At 64.0% G+C, this 17,653-nt stretch carries 16 protein-coding genes and 1 tRNA gene; 11 read left to right on the top strand and 6 right to left on the bottom strand.

The window, feature by feature from the left end:
- Positions 1 to 57 precede the first annotated feature (57 nt).
- The 6 genes from hemA (at position 58) to paeA (ending at position 7,461) form a co-directional block, all read left to right on the top strand.
- The gene (gene hemA, locus H9K76_RS04835; RefSeq protein ID WP_187598433.1) at positions 58 to 1,359 is read left to right on the top strand and encodes a glutamyl-tRNA reductase; all 1,302 of its coding nucleotides are present in this window, start codon (positions 58 to 60) and stop codon (positions 1,357 to 1,359) included.
- A 133-nt stretch (positions 1,360 to 1,492) separates the two neighbouring features.
- Positions 1,493 to 2,575, top strand: coding sequence for a peptide chain release factor 1 (prfA, locus tag H9K76_RS04830; protein WP_187598432.1), 1,083 nt, complete (start codon positions 1,493 to 1,495; stop codon positions 2,573 to 2,575).
- Positions 2,576 to 2,652: 77 nt separating this feature from the next.
- Positions 2,653 to 4,686 carry a PEP/pyruvate-binding domain-containing protein gene (locus H9K76_RS04825; RefSeq protein WP_246475307.1) on the top strand — a complete coding sequence of 678 codons (2,034 nt, stop codon included), beginning with the start codon at positions 2,653 to 2,655 and terminating at the stop codon, positions 4,684 to 4,686.
- A gap of 26 nt (positions 4,687 to 4,712) precedes the next feature.
- The gene (prmC, locus tag H9K76_RS04820) at positions 4,713 to 5,555 is read left to right on the top strand and encodes a peptide chain release factor N(5)-glutamine methyltransferase (protein ID WP_187598430.1); all 843 of its coding nucleotides are present in this window, start codon (positions 4,713 to 4,715) and stop codon (positions 5,553 to 5,555) included.
- Between the two features lie 77 nt (positions 5,556 to 5,632).
- Positions 5,633 to 5,965 (top strand): Grx4 family monothiol glutaredoxin, encoded by a 333-nt coding sequence (gene grxD, locus H9K76_RS04815; protein WP_187598429.1) that lies wholly within the window; start codon positions 5,633 to 5,635, stop codon positions 5,963 to 5,965.
- A gap of 173 nt (positions 5,966 to 6,138) precedes the next feature.
- The gene (gene paeA / locus H9K76_RS04810) at positions 6,139 to 7,461 is read left to right on the top strand and encodes a polyamine export protein PaeA (protein WP_187598428.1); all 1,323 of its coding nucleotides are present in this window, start codon (positions 6,139 to 6,141) and stop codon (positions 7,459 to 7,461) included.
- 66 nt (positions 7,462 to 7,527) lie between these two features.
- On the opposite strand, the gene H9K76_RS04805 is transcribed toward paeA, so the two are convergent.
- Together H9K76_RS04805 and H9K76_RS04800 are read right to left on the bottom strand one after the other, a co-directional pair.
- Entirely contained in the window at positions 7,528 to 8,223 is a 696-nt protein-coding gene (locus tag H9K76_RS04805; protein WP_187598427.1) for a lytic transglycosylase domain-containing protein, read from the bottom strand.
- A complete protein-coding gene (locus H9K76_RS04800) occupies positions 8,220 to 9,965 on the bottom strand; it encodes a proline--tRNA ligase (protein ID WP_187598426.1) in 1,746 nt (581 codons plus the stop codon). The genes H9K76_RS04805 and H9K76_RS04800 overlap by 4 nt, the downstream gene beginning before the upstream one ends.
- Before the next feature lie 90 nt (positions 9,966 to 10,055).
- On the opposite strand from H9K76_RS04800, the gene H9K76_RS04795 reads away from it, so the two are divergent.
- Positions 10,056 to 10,781 (top strand): RNA pyrophosphohydrolase, encoded by a 726-nt coding sequence (locus H9K76_RS04795; protein WP_246475306.1) that lies wholly within the window; start codon positions 10,056 to 10,058, stop codon positions 10,779 to 10,781.
- Positions 10,782 to 10,906: 125 nt separating this feature from the next.
- Here the strand turns inward: H9K76_RS04795 and proB are convergent, their stop codons facing one another.
- The 4 genes from proB to rplU form a co-directional block, all read right to left on the bottom strand.
- On the bottom strand, positions 10,907 to 12,046 hold the full coding sequence (proB, locus tag H9K76_RS04790) for a glutamate 5-kinase (RefSeq protein WP_187598425.1): 1,140 nt from the start codon (positions 12,044 to 12,046) through the stop codon (positions 10,907 to 10,909).
- A 98-nt stretch (positions 12,047 to 12,144) separates the two neighbouring features.
- Positions 12,145 to 13,257, bottom strand: a complete 1,113-nt coding sequence (gene cgtA / locus H9K76_RS04785; RefSeq protein ID WP_187598424.1) for an Obg family GTPase CgtA — start codon at positions 13,255 to 13,257, stop codon at positions 12,145 to 12,147.
- Between the two features lie 195 nt (positions 13,258 to 13,452).
- The gene (gene rpmA, locus H9K76_RS04780; RefSeq protein ID WP_187598423.1) at positions 13,453 to 13,710 is read right to left on the bottom strand and encodes a 50S ribosomal protein L27; all 258 of its coding nucleotides are present in this window, start codon (positions 13,708 to 13,710) and stop codon (positions 13,453 to 13,455) included.
- 12 nt (positions 13,711 to 13,722) lie between these two features.
- Entirely contained in the window at positions 13,723 to 14,034 is a 312-nt protein-coding gene (rplU, locus tag H9K76_RS04775) for a 50S ribosomal protein L21 (RefSeq protein ID WP_187600458.1), read from the bottom strand.
- Positions 14,035 to 14,296: 262 nt separating this feature from the next.
- Here rplU and H9K76_RS04770 point away from each other — a divergent pair, with 262 nt between their 5' ends.
- The 4 genes from H9K76_RS04770 to H9K76_RS04755 all read left to right on the top strand — a co-directional run bounded on the left by H9K76_RS04770 (position 14,297) and on the right by H9K76_RS04755 (position 17,398).
- Positions 14,297 to 15,226: a polyprenyl synthetase family protein gene (locus tag H9K76_RS04770; RefSeq protein WP_187598422.1), complete on the top strand. Its 930-nt coding sequence runs from the start codon at positions 14,297 to 14,299 to the stop codon at positions 15,224 to 15,226.
- Positions 15,227 to 15,241: 15 nt separating this feature from the next.
- Positions 15,242 to 15,318: transfer RNA gene (locus tag H9K76_RS04765), tRNA-Pro, on the top strand.
- Between the two features lie 155 nt (positions 15,319 to 15,473).
- The gene (locus H9K76_RS04760; protein WP_187598421.1) at positions 15,474 to 16,178 is read left to right on the top strand and encodes a metallophosphoesterase family protein; all 705 of its coding nucleotides are present in this window, start codon (positions 15,474 to 15,476) and stop codon (positions 16,176 to 16,178) included.
- A 248-nt stretch (positions 16,179 to 16,426) separates the two neighbouring features.
- Entirely contained in the window at positions 16,427 to 17,398 is a 972-nt protein-coding gene (locus H9K76_RS04755) for a Bug family tripartite tricarboxylate transporter substrate binding protein (RefSeq protein WP_187598420.1), read from the top strand.
- The last annotated feature ends 255 nt before the right edge of the window (positions 17,399 to 17,653 follow it).

Raw genomic sequence — 17,653 nt, 5'->3', positions numbered from 1 at the left:
TCAAGTGAGATACAGGCTGGCCACAACTTGATTGCCCATAAATTTTATAATTGCGAAATGGCAGTTTGGGCTTTAGGCATCAATCACACGACCGCGCCGCTTGACATGCGCGGTCGTTTCGCGTTCGCGCTCGATCAGATCGCGCCGACGCTGATCGGCCTTCGACAGGCGCTGACCAGCAATTCCGTCCGCCACCCGGGCGTGGAAACGGCCATTCTCTCCACCTGCAACCGCACCGAGATCTACTGCGCCGCCGACGCTCCCGCTCTGGACCACACGGTGGACTGGCTCGCACGCTCCGGCGGTGTCAGCCCCGCGCTGCTGCGCTCGCATTCCTATACGCTTGAGAACGATCTGGTCGCGCGCCACGCCTTCCGCGTCGCAAGCGGCCTCGATTCCATGGTGCTGGGCGAGGCACAGATCCTCGGCCAGATGAAGAATGCCGTGCGCGCCGCCGAAGATGCGGGCGCGCTCGGCAGCACGCTCAACCAGCTGTTCCAGCGCAGCTTTGCCGTGGCCAAGGAAGTGCGCAGCTCCACCGAGATCGGCGCACACAGCATCAGCATGGCGGCCGCGGCCGTGCGCCTTGCGAGCCAGCTGTTCGAGGACCTCACCCAGATCAAGGTGTTGTTCGTCGGCGCGGGCGAAATGATCGAGCTGGTCTCCACGCATTTCGCCGCCAGGCACCCCAAGCAGATCACGATCGCCAACCGCACGCTCGAGCGCGGCGAGAAACTGGCCGCCCAGTTCAGCGCGAACACCATGCGCCTTGCCGATCTGCCCGAGCACCTGCATGAATACGACGCGGTCATCAGCTGCACGGCGTCCAGCCTGCCGATCATCGGCCTGGGCGCCGTCGAAAGCGCGCTCAAGAAGCGCAAGCGCCGTCCCATCTTCATGGTGGATCTGGCCGTTCCACGCGACATCGAGGCCGAGGTCAAGGACCTGCGCGATGTCTATCTCTACACCGTCGACGACCTCGCCAACGTGGTGCGCACCGGCCAGGCACAGCGCCAGGCGGCCGTACAGCAGGCCGAGGTCATCATCGACCACGGCGTGCAAAGCTTCATGCACTGGCTCGACCAGCGCAGTCCCAGGGGTGGTTCCGTGCCGCTGATCCAGCAGATCAATGCCCAGGCCGACGAATGGCGTGCCATGGAGATCACTCGCGCCAAGAAGCTGCTTGCCCGGGGTGAAGATATCGACACCGTGCTGGAGGCACTCTCGCGCGGCATCACGCAGAAGATGCTGCACGGCACGATGGCCGAGCTGCACAAGGGCGATGTCGAGCAACGCGCCCAGACCGCCGATACCGTCCAGCGCCTCTTCCTGCGCTCCCAGAGCAAGAGCAGCCTGTAGCTGCGCTGCGTGCACGCGCGCGGGCTCGACCTGCGCGCCCCATTCCTTGTCTGCGCGGCGGTCGTCCCTTCTTTTTTGTTCACTGTCCGCGCAACTCGCTGCACCCGTGCAGCATCCCCATGACGCAGACACCATGAAACCCTTTCTGAGAACCCAGCTCGAGAAGTACGCGCAGCGCCTCGAGGAATTGGATTTTCTGCTCTCGCGCGAGGACATCATGTCCGACATGAAGCAGTACCGCAGCATCTCCAAGGAGCACTCCGAGGTGACGCAGATCGCGGGCCGCTACAAGCGCTACCGCCAGGTCGAGGCCGATCTGGCCGGTGCCCGCGAGATGCTGGAGGATCCCGACATGGCGGAGATGGCGCAGGAGGAGATCACCACCGGCGAGGCGGAACTCCTGCAACTGGAAGACGAGTTGCAGCGCCTGCTATTGCCCAGGGATCCGGACGACGAGCGCAATGCGTTCGTGGAAATCCGTGCGGGCACCGGCGGCGACGAATCCGCACTGTTCGCGGGCGACCTCGCACGCATGTACACGCGCCACGCGGCCAATGCGGGCTGGAAGGTCGAGATCATGTCGGCCAACGAAAGCGAGCTCGGCGGCTACAAGGAAGTGGTGCTGCGCGTCGAAGGCGACAACGCCTACGGCCGCCTGCGCTTCGAGTCCGGCGGACATCGCGTGCAGCGTGTGCCCGCCACCGAGACCCAGGGCCGCATCCACACCAGCGCCTGCACGGTGGCGGTGATGCCCGAGCCCGACGAGCACCAGGCGATCACGCTGAACCCTGCCGACCTGCGCATCGACACGTTCCGGGCCTCCGGCGCGGGTGGCCAGCACATCAACAAGACCGACTCGGCCGTGCGTGTGGTGCACTTGCCCACCGGCATCGTCGCCGAATGCCAGGACGGCCGCAGCCAGCACAGCAACAAGGCCAAGGCGCTGCAGGTGCTGCAGGCACGCATCCAGGAGAAGGAGCGCAGCGAGCGCGCCGCCAAGGAGGCCGCGCTGCGCAAGGGCCTGATCGGCTCCGGCGACCGTTCCGACCGCATCCGCACCTACAATTTTCCGCAGGGGCGTCTTACCGACCACCGCATCAACCTGACGCTCTACAAGCTGCTGGCCATCATGGAAGGCGACATGGACGAAGTGCTGAACGCGCTGGCCCATACGCGCGAGGCCGAATTGCTCGCGGAACTGGAAGTCAACCAGTAAACGGGGCAGTTTCCCACATGACTCCCCCGCCCCTCCCTCGCTTCCGTTCCCCGGCATCGCTGCCTTTGGCGATGGTCATGGCATTCGGGCTCACGCTCTGGGGCATGCCCGTCTCGAGCAGCCACGCACAATTGGCGCGCAAGCCTTCGTACTATGAGAAGGACGCGGGCGCGCCATCGCAGAACTTGGTCGCACGCCCCGAGGGCGGGTCCGATCCGGCGGGCACCATGCGCGGCAACCAGGGCACGAAAGGAGCGCCTCCGGAACTCGCGTCGATGGCAGACCGCCAGGAGTTCGACGGGCTGGCCCGTGTCTACAACGCGGGCACCCCGCTTGCGCAGCCGCACGTGATCTTCGTGATCGACCGCGGCAACCATCGCGGGAACAAGGCCTCGCCCCGGATCTCCTACGTGAACACGCCGCGCTTCCAGCTGCACGACCGCTTCCTGAGAGAGACGGGGCGATTCAAGGGCTCTCGCGATGAGTTCAACCGCAACTATGCTGCTCCCGAGCGCCGCTTCATCCTGGGCACCCTGAGCTGGCAGCCCCAGATCCAGCGCTTCGTGTTCGAGTTCTGGGAGGGCGACGTGCTCACGCCCGTACTGTTGCAGACCGCGCGCAGCATGATTGCCGGCAGCTTCTTCGCCGATGCGCAGTTCAAGGCCAACTCCACGGCACAGGAACAGGTGGCACGCGAGGCGGGCATCGCCGTCGTCACGCAAGCCGAGCTGATCGGGCAGCAGCGCTTCCTGCCGCTCAACGTGAGCCGCAACACGGGGCGCCTTCGCATCATCGCCAGCCTGGACGCCATGCGCGACCTGCAGCCCTTCGATATCGTCGTGCTGCGCGAGGTGCCGATCTCCCTGCCCCCCGTGGCAGGCGTCATCACCGAACGCCCCTCCACGATGCTCTCGCACGTGAACCTGCTCGCGCGCGGCTGGGGTATTCCGAATGCCTATGTGCAGGATGCAGGCAGGCAGCTCAAGGCGCTTGACGGCCAGTGGGTTCACCTGCAGGTGGACACCCGCGACTACACGCTGCGCCCCGCCACCGAGGCCGAGCGTGAGGCCGCCCGCCAGCGCGCCAAAGCACAGCCGCGCGGCCGCGTGCAGCTGATTGCCCCCGATCTTCGCTCGACGAAGCTCCAGCCCCTGGCGACACTGCGCGCCGGCCACCGCACGCAGTGCGGCGCCAAGGCGGCCAACCTGGGCGAGGTGCGCTCCGCGCGCATCGCCGGCACCGTGGTGCCCGACGGTTTCTGCATCCCCTTCGGCGCGTATGCAGAGGCCATGGGCCGCTTCGGGCTGGCCGAGCGCGTGGCGCGCATGCAGGCACTCCCGCGTTTCGACACCGACGCGGACGTGCGCCGCGCCGCGCTCGCGCGCCTGCGCGAGGACATCGAGCGCATGCCCATGCCCGGAGCGGTCAGCGAGCCATGGGGCAGCCGCTGGTCGCAGCAGCTCGGCGGCCAGGGCGTGTTCGTGCGCAGCTCGTCCAGTTCGGAAGACCTGCCGAACTTCAGCGGAGCAGGCCTGTACACCACCGTTCCCAACGTGAAGGATGCCGGCGCGCTCACCGATGCCGTGCGCAAGGTCTGGGCATCGGTGTTCAATTTCGAAGCCTGGGAAGCAAGGAGCACGGCGGGCATTGCCCATGATGCCGTCGCGATGGCCGTGTTCGTGCAGAAGGCGGTGAACTCGCAGGCATCGGGCGTGATGATCACGCGCAACCCGCTCGATCCCGACGCGGCCCACACCACTTTCATCGCCGCCAAGCGCGGGCTCGGCATCCGCGTGGTCGACGGCCATCGCGTGGCAGAGCAGGTGCTCTATTCGAGCTGGAGCAAGGCGATCCAGGTGCTCAGCCAATCCGGCGAAGACACTGAGCTGCAGCTCGACCCCAACGGCGGCGTGCGTGAAGTGCCGCTTGCAGGCACCGGACGGCGCGTGCTCGGCGACGAGCGCGTGAAGCGGCTGGCTCAGGTGGGCAAGGACATCGAACGCCGCTTCGGCGGCAAGGCCCAGGACATCGAATGGGCCGTGACCGACGAGCAGCAGATCATCATCCTGCAGGCCCGGCCCTATGCCAATCCACCGGCGGGCGGACGCTGACCGCACGCAGACCCCCACTTCCCGCCATGAGCACAGAAACCCCACTCTCGATCGCCCAACTGCTCGCCGAGGCCGCCCGCCAGGGCCTCGCCCGCGTCGATGCCCAGATGCTGATGCTGCACGCCATGAACCAGCAGCCCAACGCCCGCGCGTGGCTCATCACGCACGACGGTGACGTTCCTGACGCTGAACAGCTCGCGCGCTGGCATTCGCTGTGCGGGCGGCGCGCGCAGGGCATGCCGATCGCCTATCTCACCGGCAGCAAGGAGTTCTATGGACTGCCGCTGCAGGTGGATGCGCGCGTACTGGACCCGCGACCCGACACCGAAACGCTGGTGGACTGGGCATTGGAGCTGCTGCCGGGCGACGGCAGCGGACTGCGCCTCGTCGATCTCGGCACGGGAAGCGGCGCAATCGCGCTGGCGCTGCAGCATGAACGCCCCCGGGCCGAGGTCTGGGCGGTCGATGCCAGCGCCGATGCGCTCGCGGTGGCAAGCGCCAATGCCGAGCGCCTGCGCCTTCCGGTGCGCTTCGCGCATGGCAGCTGGCTGTCCCCGCTCGAAGGAAGGTTCGATGCGATCATCAGCAATCCGCCCTACATCCGTGCAGCCGATCCGCATCTCGCGGCGCTGGTGCACGAGCCGCTTGGCGCGCTGGCCAGCGGCGAGGACGGCCTCGAGGACATCCGCCTCATCATCGGGCAGTCGCGCGAGCACCTGAAACCCGGTGCCTGGCTGCTCCTCGAGCATGGCTGGGACCAGGCCCCGGACGTCCAGCAGCTTCTGCGCGATGCGGGCTTCGCCAACGTGCAAAGCCGCAACGACCTGGCCGGCATAGCCCGCTGCACCGGCGGGACAATCCGGGAATGACACCCGCCCGGACAGACAGTGGAATAATCGATGGATTGCGCCCTGAATGCAGGGCATCCGAATTTCAGGAGAATTTCATGAGCGACGTACAACAACGCATCGATCAACTCGTCAAGGGCCACGACATCCTGCTCTTCATGAAGGGCAATGCCAGCTTCCCGATGTGCGGCTTCTCCGGCCGCGCGATCCAGATTCTCAAGGCCTGCGGCGTGGATCCACGCAACATTGCCACCGTGAACGTGCTGGAAGACCAGGAAATCCGCCAGGGCATCAAGGACTACAGCCAGTGGCCCACCATTCCGCAGCTGTACGTGAAGGGCGAGTTCATCGGCGGCTCGGACATCATGATGGAAATGTACGAATCCGGCGAGCTGCAGCAGGTGCTGGGCAACGACGCTTCGGCCGCCTGAGCCGTCCCACTCCGCTCCCCCAAAGCCGTCCGGCCCTGCAGGACGGCTTTTTTGTTTTCTGCGCTGATTCCCGGGCCTGAACAAAAACAGGCCACCACCAAACGCCAGCCGCCCGCTACACTGGCTCATCACCAACTCGTGGCCAAGCCTCCCTCGGAGTCGCCACTTCCTACATGCAGTTTCCCGAAAGCCTCTTCGTCATCGCCCTACTGATCGTGCTCAGCGCATTTTTCTCGCTGGCCGAACTCTCGCTCGCCGCCTCACGCCGACTGCGTCTGCGGCAGATAGCGGTCGACGGGGACATGCGCGCGGACCGGGTGCTGAAGCTGCAGGAAATGCCGGGCGACTACTTCACGGTGGTGCAGGTTGGCCAGAACGCGGTGGCGATCCTGGGCGGCATCGTGGGCGAAGGCGCCTTGAGCCCGTCGCTCACCAGGCTGTTCACGCTGTGGCTGCCGGTGGCCACGGCAGAGACCGTGGGGTTCGTCTGCTCGTTCTTCATCATCACCTCGCTGTTCATCCTGTTCTCGGATCTGTTCCCCAAGCGCCTGGGCATGGCGGAGCCCGAGCGCTGGGCGGTGCGCGTGCTCACGCCGATGGCCTGGTGCATGCGGATCTTCAAGCCGGTCGTCTGGCTGTATGCGAAGACCGCCGACCTCGTCTTCAAGCTGCTGGGTATCCAGACCACGCGCGACGAGCGCATCACCTCGGAAGACATTCTGGCGATGACCGAAGCCGGCGCGCGTGCCGGGGTGCTCGCGGTACGGGAGCAGCAGGTGATCGCCAACGTGTTCGAGCTCGACTCGCGCACGGTGGGCTCCGCGATGACGCAGCGCGAGCGCATCGCATTCTTCCTGCGCGACGACCCCGACGATGTGATCCGCGCACGCATCGCCGAGGAGCCGTTCTCCACCTATCCGGTCTGCGATGGGGACATCGACCACGTGGTGGGCTATGTCGACGCCAAGGATCTGTTCCAGCGCGTGCTCAACAACCAGACGCTGTCACTCACCGATGACAACCTGGTGCACAAGGTGCTGATCGTTCCCGATCGGCTCACGCTGGCCGAAGTGCTGGAGCAGTTCCGCCAGGTACACGAGGACTTCGCGGTCATCGTCAACGAATACAGCCTTGTGGTCGGGGTCGTCACGCTCAACGACGTGATGAGTACCGTGATGGGCGACCTGGTCGGCCCCGATGATGAAGAACAGATCGTGCGCCGCGACGAGAACTCGTGGCTGATCGACGGCGTCACGCCGATCGAAGATGTGCTGCGCGCCCTGCACCTCGATGAACTGCCGCACGACGACGAATACGAGACGCTCGCCGGCTTCCTGATGGTGATGCTGCGCCGCGTGCCGCGCAGGACGGACAGCGTGAACTTCGGCGGCTACAAGTTCGAGGTGCTGGACGTTGACAGCTATCGCATTGACCAGGTGATGGTGTCGAGGCTGCAGGACCCTGACGCCGCGCCGCCGGCCTCTACCGTGGGTTGATGCCGCTCACGGCTGCGGCCTGAACGAGGGGCAACCGCCAAAGCGCAGGTGAACAATACGGCACACTCAAGCCGAGGTGACCTTCTCGTTGAACGCCCAGTTGCGCTGCGCCGCGAACACGGCATTGGGATAAGGGTCCCTGCCGCGGCTGCCGTTGTAGCGGCCGAGCGCCATGTAGACGTCGCCCTTCTCCCGGTCCAGGTAGTGGCGCAGAATCACGCAGCCAAAGCGCAGGTTGGTCTGCATGTGAAAGAGCTTGCCTGGATCGCCGTCGCCGATCACACGGGTCCAGAACGGCATCACCTGCATGTAGCCGCGCGCACCGACCGACGACACGGCGTACTTGCGGAAGGCGCTTTCCACCTGCACGAGCCCCATCACCAGCGAGGTATCAAGCCCCGCACGCTTGGATTCGTACCAGATGGTCTGCAGGAAGTCGCGTCGCACCTCCCAATCGGGCTTGCGCTTGCGCAGCTTCTCGCTCATCGTGCCCAGCCAGCGCAGGTACATGATGCGCGCCTCGGTGGTTGAGAACAAAGGCTCCGGCGGCGCCTGGTTGGCAACCGCCGAGCTGAGCGCGGTGCGCACCGAATCCACCAGCGGCTCTTCGAGCTGGCCGCCGGCATGCGCGTGCCGCGGCATGCCCAGGAGACCCGCCAATCCCAATGAAGGAGCCGCGGAAACGGACAGCACAAGCGAGCGACGCGACACGCCGCCCTTCTTCTGCTGCCCCCCCTCGATGACACCGTCACTCAGGCTCATACCTTCAAACGTTCCTTTACGTGCGCAAACACATCGCCCACGGCGACCTTGGTTGCCGCGGTATCACGGCGGCCCTGGTATTCCAGCTGGCCTTCCTTCAGGCCACGATCGGAGATCACCACGCGGTGCGGCACGCCGATCAGTTCCCAGTCAGCAAACATCGCGCCGGGACGCTCGCCACGGTCGTCCAGCAGGACGTCGACGCCCGCTGCCAGGAATTCGGCATACAGCTTTTCGGCGGCTGCCTTCACTTCCTCGCTGCGGTCCATGCCGATCGGGCAGATCACCACGGTGAACGGCGCAATCGCGTCAGGCCAGATGATGCCGCGCTCGTCATGGTTCTGCTCGATGGCGGCGGCCGGCAGGCGGGTCACGCCGATGCCGTAGCACCCCATCTCGAAGAACGCCGGCTTGCCGTCCTCGGCCAGGAACGTGGCATTCATCGCCTTGCTGTACTTGGTGCCAAGATAGAACACATGCCCGATCTCGATACCCCGTTCGATGGCCAGCTCTCCCTTTCCATCGGGAGACTTGTCGCCGGCGACCACGTTGCGGATGTCCGCCACCAGATCCGGCTCGGGCAGATCGCGCCCCCAGTTCACGCCGGTGATGTGGTGGTCGATCTGGTTCGCGCCGCAAATCCAGTCTGCCATCAGCGCCACCTCGCGGTCGGCAACGATCCTGACGGGCTTCTTCATGTTCAACGGGCCCAGATAGCCGGGCTTGCAGCCGAAATGCTCCTCGATCTCGGACAGCGTGGCGAAACGGAAGCCCACATCAAGGCCGGGAACCTTGCCGACCTTGATCTCATTCATGTCGTGGTCGCCGCGCAGCAGCAACAGCCACACTTGCGACTTCACGATCTCGCCTTGATCATTGACCTCATCAGTGGCCAAAACCAAAGACTTGACAGTTGTTGACAAATCCACACCCAACAATTCGGCAACTTCGCCACAGGTCGCCTTGCCTGGAGTCGGCGTCAGGGTCTGGGGCTGAGTGGCGGCCGGACGCGCATGCGTCGGGGCCAGCGCCTCGGCCTTTTCCATGTTGGCCGCGTATTCGCTGTTCGGGCAATAGACGATGGCGTCCTCGCCGGTGGCGGCGATCACCTGGAATTCCTCGCTCAGATCACCGCCGATAGCGCCCGAATCCGCTGCCACTGCGCGGTAACGGAGGCCAAATCGATCGAAGATGCGGCGATAGGCTGCCGCCATCACCTGGTAGCTGGCCTTGGCCGCTTCCGGATCGCGATCGAAGCTGTAGGCATCCTTCATGATGAACTCGCGGCCACGCATCAGGCCGAAGCGTGGACGACGTTCGTCACGGAACTTGGTCTGGATCTGATAGAGGTTCTTGGGCAGCTGCTTGTAGCTGCGGAACTCCTGGCGAGCGATGTCGGTCACCACTTCCTCGCTGGTCGGCTGGATCACGAAATCGCGCGCGTGGCGATCCTGGATGCGCAGCAGTTCCGGCCCCATCTTTTCAAAGCGGCCCGTTTCCTGCCAGAGCTCCGCCGGCTGGACCACCGGCATGGCGCATTCAACCGCACCGGCGCGGTTCATTTCCTCGCGCACGATCGCCTCGACCTTGCGGATCACGCGCAAGCCCATCGGCATGTAGTTGTAGATACCTGCGCCCAGCTTTTTGATCATGCCAGCCCGCGTCATCAGCTGGTGGCTGACGACTTCCGCGTCTGCAGGGGCTTCTTTCAGGGTGGAAATAAGGAATTGGGAAGCTTTCATCTATCGATCTCAGGCCACTGAGGTTAGCCCGCTTGCCGCGCGCGGGGTACCGTGCATAATGGTCACAGTTTTTGAATTTGGGGTTAGATTATGCTCGACCGGGACGGATTTCGCCCGAACGTCGGCATCATCCTGCTCAACCAGAGGAACCAGGTATTCTGGGGAAAAAGGATCCGGACACACAGCTGGCAGTTCCCTCAAGGTGGCATTGATCGCGGGGAATCCCCCGAGCAGGCCATGTTCAGGGAGCTTCACGAGGAAGTCGGGCTGCAGCCCGACCACGTCAGGATCATTGCCCGTACGCGGGACTGGTTGCGCTACGAGGTGCCTGACCGGTATATCCGCCGCGATGCGCGCGGACATTACAAGGGCCAGAAGCAGATCTGGTATCTGCTGCAATTGCTCGGACACGACTGGGACTTGAACCTGCGTGCCACCAACCATCCGGAGTTCGATGCCTGGCGCTGGAACGACTACTGGGTACCGCTGGATGTGGTCGTGGAATTCAAGCGCGGCGTCTATGAAATGGCACTCACGGAACTGGCCCGCTTCCTGCCGCGCCACGAACAGCGCAATCGCTACCTGAGAAGCGGCATGCGCACCCGGGATGGCACGCCCCAGCCCGACGTGACGCAGCCCACGGCAACACGTTTCAACTCGATGATCCTCAAGCCCGGCATGGAGCTGCCGCCCGGAGCCAGTTTCGACCCCAATCCCCAGGGGCGCGCGCTGGAGGCGGACGACATGCTGGCACCCCAGCAGCTTGCGAATGGAACTGCGGACAGCCAACCCAAGGCGGCCCCGCGCAAGGACTGACCGACAGGCACAACGGGCCCCATAGGCCCGATAGGCCCCACTGGCTCCGTCGCCACCATTCCCGAAAGACACCGGGCTCCCCGAAACCACAGGTTTCCGGGAGCTTGTGCACGCGCCTGCGCGCATCAATGCTGGATGAGCACCAGATTGTCCCGGTGCACCATCTCCGGCTCGGCCGCGTAGCCCAGCAGGTGTTCGAATTCCGACGACGGCTTGCGGCACAGGAGGCGCGCTTCCGCGCTGGCGTAGTTTGCCAGCCCGCGGGCGATCTCCTCGCCTGCCTCGCCCCGGATGCCGATGACGTCGCCACGCACGAAGTCGCCCTCGACGGCAACCATGCCAATCGGCAGCAGGCTCTTGCCGCTGCCCTTGAGCTTGGCGGCAGCGCCCGCATCGACGGTCACATAGCCACGCATCTGCAGGTGATCCGCCATCCACTGCTTGCGGGCCTGCTTCTTCTGGGTCTGCGCCACCAGCAGCGTGCCGATGGACTCGCCTTGGGCCAGGCGGATCAGGACATGGTTCTCGCGCCCCCATGCGATGACGGTGGAGGCACCCGAGCCCGCCGCGCGCTTGGCGGCCAGGATCTTGGTGATCATGCCGCCCTTGCCGATGCTGGAGCCCGCGCCGCCGGCCATGACCTCGAGCGCGGGATCACCCGCGTTGGCCACGTCGACGAACTTCGCCGCCGGATCACGGCGCGGATCGGCGGTGTACAGGCCCTTCTGGTCGGTGAGGATGACCAGCACATCGGCCTCGACCAGATTGGCCACCAGCGCGCCCAGCGTGTCGTTGTCACCGAACTTGATTTCGTCGGTCACCACGGTGTCGTTCTCGTTGATGACCGGAACCACGCCCAGGCGCAGCAGCGTCAGCAGCGTGGTGCGAGCGTTCAGATAGCGCTCGCGGTCGGCCAGGTCGGCGTGGGTGAGCAGCACCTGCGCGCTGCGCATGCCCTGTTCGCGCAGCTTGGTCTCGTACATCTGAGCCAGCCCCATCTGCCCCACGGCAGCGGCGGCCTGCAGCTCGTGGATCTCGCCGGGACGCGTGGCCCAGCCCAGGCGCTTCATACCTTCGGCGATCGCGCCGCTCGACACCATGATGACCTCGCGCTTGACGCCACCTTCGCCATGCACCAGCGCCGCGAGCTGGCGGCTCCATTCACCAATCGCAACCTCGTCGAGGCCCTTGCCCTCGTTGGTCACGAGGCTGGAGCCGACCTTCACCACGATGCGGCGTGCATCGCTCAAAACATTGGAGACCATTTATCTGTATGTGTAGGGCTGTTGGTGACCCGATGGCGCTCGCCGCACAGGCGCCGCCGCCACGGGCCGGCAGGCGCCATTATGAAACCACGCAGGGCTTACTCGTCGTCGCTCGGAGCAAATCGCGGGTCATTCTGCATGTCGACGTCCTCGTGCGGCAGAAAGCGGGGATCAACCTCCTCGGGCGTGTTCTGCGCCATCTGCTCGGCATGCACGTGCTGGAAGATCGTCTTGATCAGCGGCTCGCAGCCCTCGCGCGTGAGTGCCGAGATCTCGAAGACCGGGCCCTTCCACTTGAAGCGCTTGACGAAATCCTTCACCAGCTTGGCACGGTCCTCCTCGGGCACCATGTCCAGCTTGTTGAGCACCAGCCAGCGAGGCTTGCCGTAGAGCTCTGCATCGTATTTGCGCAGTTCCTCCACGATCGCCTTGGCCTGCTCCACCGGATCGACGTTCTCGTCGAAGGGAGACACGTCCACGATGTGCAGCAACAGCCGCGTACGCTGCAGGTGGCGCAGGAACTGGTGGCCGAGTCCGGCACCCTCCGACGCTCCCTCGATCAGGCCGGGGATGTCGGCGATCACGAAACTTTGCTCGGGACCCACGCGCACGACGCCCAGGTTCGGGTGCAGCGTCGTGAATGGATAGTCGGCAATCTTCGGGCGTGCGTTCGACACGGCTGCGATGAAGGTGGACTTGCCCGCATTCGGCATGCCCAGAAGCCCCACATCGGCCAGCACCTTCAGCTCCAGCTTGAGATTGCGGCGCTCGCCCGGGAAACCCGGCGTCTTCTGGCGCGGCGCACGGTTGATGGCGCTCTTGAACCGCAGGTTGCCGAAGCCACCATCGCCGCCCTTGGCGATGGTGATCGTCTCGCCCGGACTGAGCAGCTCGAACAGCACCTCGCCCGTTTCGGCGTCGGTGATGATGGTGCCCACCGGCATGCGCAGCGTCACATCCTTGCCCGCAGCACCGAACATGTCCGAACCCTTGCCGTGCTCGCCCCGCTGTGCCTCGTGGCGGCGCGAGAAACGATAGTCGACAAGCGTATTCAGGTTCGGGTCGGCCACGGCGAACACATGGCCGCCACGGCCGCCATCGCCCCCGTCAGGGCCGCCAAATTCCTTGTACTTCTCGTGGCGGAACGACACGCAGCCATTGCCCCCGTCACCGGCGGCAATGTCAATATAGGCTTCGTCGACGAACTTCATGGTCTTAGAGTTTACAAAAGAGTCCGTTCCGCACTCAATGGAAAGGACTTGGGCCTCGAAAAAACAAGAGGCCAATCGCGGCAAAAACACCGCCAGGCGACAATCGAAGCCGATCAGGCTTCGTGAAAAATACGAAAGCTGAAAACAACAAAGCCCCGACGGGTCGGGGCTTTGGCTGCGTGTTCAGCGAACAGCTTACACCGGAGTGATGCTCACAGTGTGCTTGTTCAGAGCACCCTTGGTGCCGAAGGACACGTGGCCGTCCACCAGGGCGAACAGAGTGTGGTCCTTGCCCTGACCCACGTTCACGCCAGCGTGAATGCGTGTGCCGCGCTGACGAACGATGATCGAGCCAGCGCTGATCAGTTCACCACCGTAAGCCTTGACACCAAGCATCTTTGGCTTGGAATCGCGACCGTTTCGCGTAGAGCCGCCGCCTTTTTTCTGTGCCATGAGATATACCCCTTAAGCAGCAATAGCGCCGATCAGCAGTTCGGTGAACTGTTGACGGTGACCTTGAGACTTAGCATAGTGCTTGCGACGACGCAGCTTGAAGATGCGCACTTTGTCGTGCTTGCCGTGGGCAACAACCGTTGCCTTCACAGACGCGCCGGACACCAGGGGTGCACCAACCTTGATTTCAGCGCCGTTGCCGACAGCCAGAACCTGGTCGATCACAATTTCCTGGCCTACGTCCGCAGCAATCTGTTCTACTTTGATTTTTTCGCCAGCAGCAACGCGATATTGCTTGCCGCCGGTTTTTATGACCGCGTACATGTAAACCTCTTGAGATTTGAAGCTCCGCAGACGAATTTCTACGGAACTCGCAATTCTAGCACAGACATCGCAGAACAGCAATTGCGCAGACAGCACGGCCCGCGTCAACCATTCCCGGCGAGCGACGTCCGGGCACAGGGCGCGGCTGGGCCGTTTGCCGCAGCGGCTCCTATAATTTGATTCTTTGACATTTTCCGACTGCATCACCTTGGCCGCCAACAACAACAGCACCGCCACCACACTCGCCTTGATCGCTGACGACATGCGCGAAGTGGACCAAGTCATCGCCGCACGCCTCAGCTCCTCGGTGCCGCTGGTGAGCCAGGTAGCCCAGTACATCATCTCGGCCGGCGGCAAGCGCCTGCGCCCCGCACTGCTGCTGTTGATGAGCGGTGCGCTCGAATATCGGGGCGAACAGCGCTTCAACCTCGCCGCCGTGGTCGAGTTCATCCATACCGCCACCTTGCTGCACGACGATGTGGTCGATGAATCCACGCTGCGCCGTGGCCGCCCCACCGCCAACGAGAGTTTCGGCAATCCCGCCAGCGTGCTGGTCGGCGACTTTCTCTATTCGCGCGCATTCCAGATGATGGTGGACACGGGCAACATGCGCGTGATGCAGATCCTGGCCGAAGCCACCAACATCATTGCCGAAGGCGAAGTGCAGCAGCTCATGAACACCCATGACGCTTCGCTCACCGAGGCGGCCTATCTGAACGTCATCCGCTCCAAGACGGCCAAGCTCTTCGAGGCCAGCGCACGCCTCGCCGCGGTGCTCGCGGGCGCACCCGCCGAGATGGAAGCCGCCTGCGCCGACTACGGCCAAGCCCTCGGCACCGCCTTCCAGGTGATCGACGACGTGCTGGACTACGATGGCAATGCAGCGGAAATGGGCAAGAACCTCGGAGACGACCTGCGCGAGGGCAAGGTGACGCTGCCTCTCATCGTCGCCATGCAGCGCGGCAGCGCCGAGCAGTGCGTACTGATTCGCACCGCCATCGAGGAAGGCGAGACGGAAAACCTTGCCGCCGTGATCGACATCGTCAAGACAACAGGCGCCCTCGACGCCACACGCCAGGCCGCGGCCGCGCAAGCCCAACTGGCCATCGATGCAATTGTGGGCCTTCCACGCAACGCCTACACCGAAGGTTTGCTACAATTAGCGGCTTCACTGCTCGATCGACGTATTTGAGCACTGAATCACCATCGGGGTGTAGCTTAGCCTGGTAGAGCGCTACGTTCGGGACGTAGAGGCCGGAGGTTCGAATCCTCTCACCCCGACCAGGACACCACAATAACCCAGACGATCCCGCATCGCCTGGGTTTTTTATCGCCCGGGATTCTCCCGGCATCGGTGCTCCGCCCCGCTTGTCGCCCGCCGCCACCTCGCGTGGTTTCACCATCACACGCCGCTGCCCGGGGCATTCAGAATGGCTCCCATGATCTATTTCCTCGGTGACACGCACGGCAAATTCCAGCATGTGATCGAAGCAGTGGAGCGCGATCGTCCCGACGCCATCGTGTTCCTGGGCGATATCCAGGCCAGGCAGCCGCTGGACGTCGAGCTCGCGTCCATCGCGGAAATGACGGAGGTCTGGTTCATTCATGGGAACCACGACACCGACTCGGACGCCGGTTACGCCAACCTGTTCGAATCGCAATTCGCCGGCCGCAACCTGCATGGCCGCATTGCCGAGATCGCGGGACTGAGGGTTGCAGGGCTGGGCGGCGTGTTCCGCGGACAGGTGTGGATGCCGCCCGCACACTGGAAGTACGAAAGCCCGGCGGATTTCATCGCGTGCAGCGGCTCCCGCAACGTGTGGAAAGGCGGGCTGCCGCGAAAGCACCGCAGCACGATTTTCCCATCCGACTGCTTCGGACTGCTGGAGCAGCAGGCAGACATCCTCGTCACGCACGAAGCACCGTCGGCCCACCCTCACGGCTTCGGCCTGATCGATGAACTCGCGCGCAGCCTGGGCGTGCAACAGGCCTTTCACGGACACCACCACGACCGACGGGACTACCGACTCCAGGCCCAGCGCCTGGGATTCGCAGCCTTCGGCGTGGGCTACCGCGGCATCACCGACCAGACCGGGCGCGTGATACGCAGCGGCGATTTCGATGGCGCACCGCCAATGGCCTAGACCGGACCTAGACCGACCGGGCAAACACCAAGGAAATCTCCTTCAGCGGCGAAAGGGTTGCTTCACTTTTAAAACAGAAGTGAAACACACGCCGCCATCTATCCCGGGTTCGGGAAACCGCCCCTGCTCCACCACCCGGAGCGAGGTACCGCACCATGCGCAATGGCGGGATGTCGCCTGCCCTTTGGCACAGGACTTGCACCGCCGACCGCTTCATCATCCAACAAACAATCCTCCAAGGAGATGTCATGAAGCACACCCGTCGCCACCTGCTTGCCAGCGCCGCAGCACTCACCCTGGGTTTCACAGCCTTCGCTGGGCACGCCGCGGAGGCATGGCCCTCACGCCCCATCCGGTTCGTGGTTCCGTTCTCTGCCGGCGGTGCCAACGACCTGCTGGCACGTGCCGCGGCGGACGGCGCTTCAAAGGTGCTCGGCCAGACAATCATCGTGGACAACAAGCCTGGTGCAGGAGCCATTCTCGGCACGGATGTGGTCGCCAAGTCGCAGCCTGATGGCTATACCTTCCTGGTCAGCGCGGCCGGGGTGATCTCCAACAGCATGATCCGCAAGGTGCCCTACAAGGACAGCGACCTCACCCCCGTTGCCATGATCGGCCTGGCGCCTTCGGTGATCATCGTGCCCGCCAACTCGCCCTACAAGGACCTCAAGGACTTCGTCGCCAAGTCGAAGAACGGAGCGGGCCTGCATTTCGGTACGGCTGGCAACGGCAGCACGCCCCATTTCGTGGAAGGCCTGCTGGCTTCCAAATACGGAGCCAAGCTCGATCTCGTTCCGTACAAGAGCGGCTCAGAATCGGTGAATGCGGTGCTTGGCAATCAGATCGACGCCACCTCGGAAGCCAGCATCGTCGTGATTCCCTACCTGAAGGCCGGCAAGCTCAAGGCGCTGGCCACCACCTGGACACAGCGCATCTCCGCCTGGCCCGACCTGTCCACGGCGGCGGAACAGGGATTTGGCGACATCAAGATTGCCCACTGGGCCGGCGTGCATGCTCCAGCGGGCACCCCAACGGACATCCTGGACAAGGTGGCTGCCGCCGTGGACCATGCCATGAAAGATCCCAAGACGGTCGAGCGCCTGCGCGGCATGGGCATCGAGCCGATCGGAGGCACGCGCGCATCGTTCACCCAATTCGTCAACGAGGAACGAGCACGGCTCGGTGAAGTGGTCAAGGCAACCAACATGCACGAGGACTGATTTCCCGGGCCGTCGCTACCCGGGGCAATCCGTCGGATGCAAACAACGAAAAACCACCAATATGGAGCCTCGGGGGCGAAATGGGCACCACCAGCACGTAACTGTTTGTGCAATTCGAAGCAACCTGATTGCACAATGTCTCGCAGACAGGGGAAGGCACCTACTCGCACTCCGTGGCCCCCCTTGTTCTCCCTCGCCGCGCTTCCATGCCTCGTCAGACGTGGAAATGGGCTGGTGAAATATTGTCCTAAATCA

This window comes from Diaphorobacter ruginosibacter (assembly GCF_014395975.1).
In the GTDB taxonomy this organism is placed as follows: domain Bacteria; phylum Pseudomonadota; class Gammaproteobacteria; order Burkholderiales; family Burkholderiaceae_C; genus Diaphorobacter_A; species Diaphorobacter_A ruginosibacter.
This window is presented reverse-complemented; position numbering and strand designations above follow the sequence as displayed.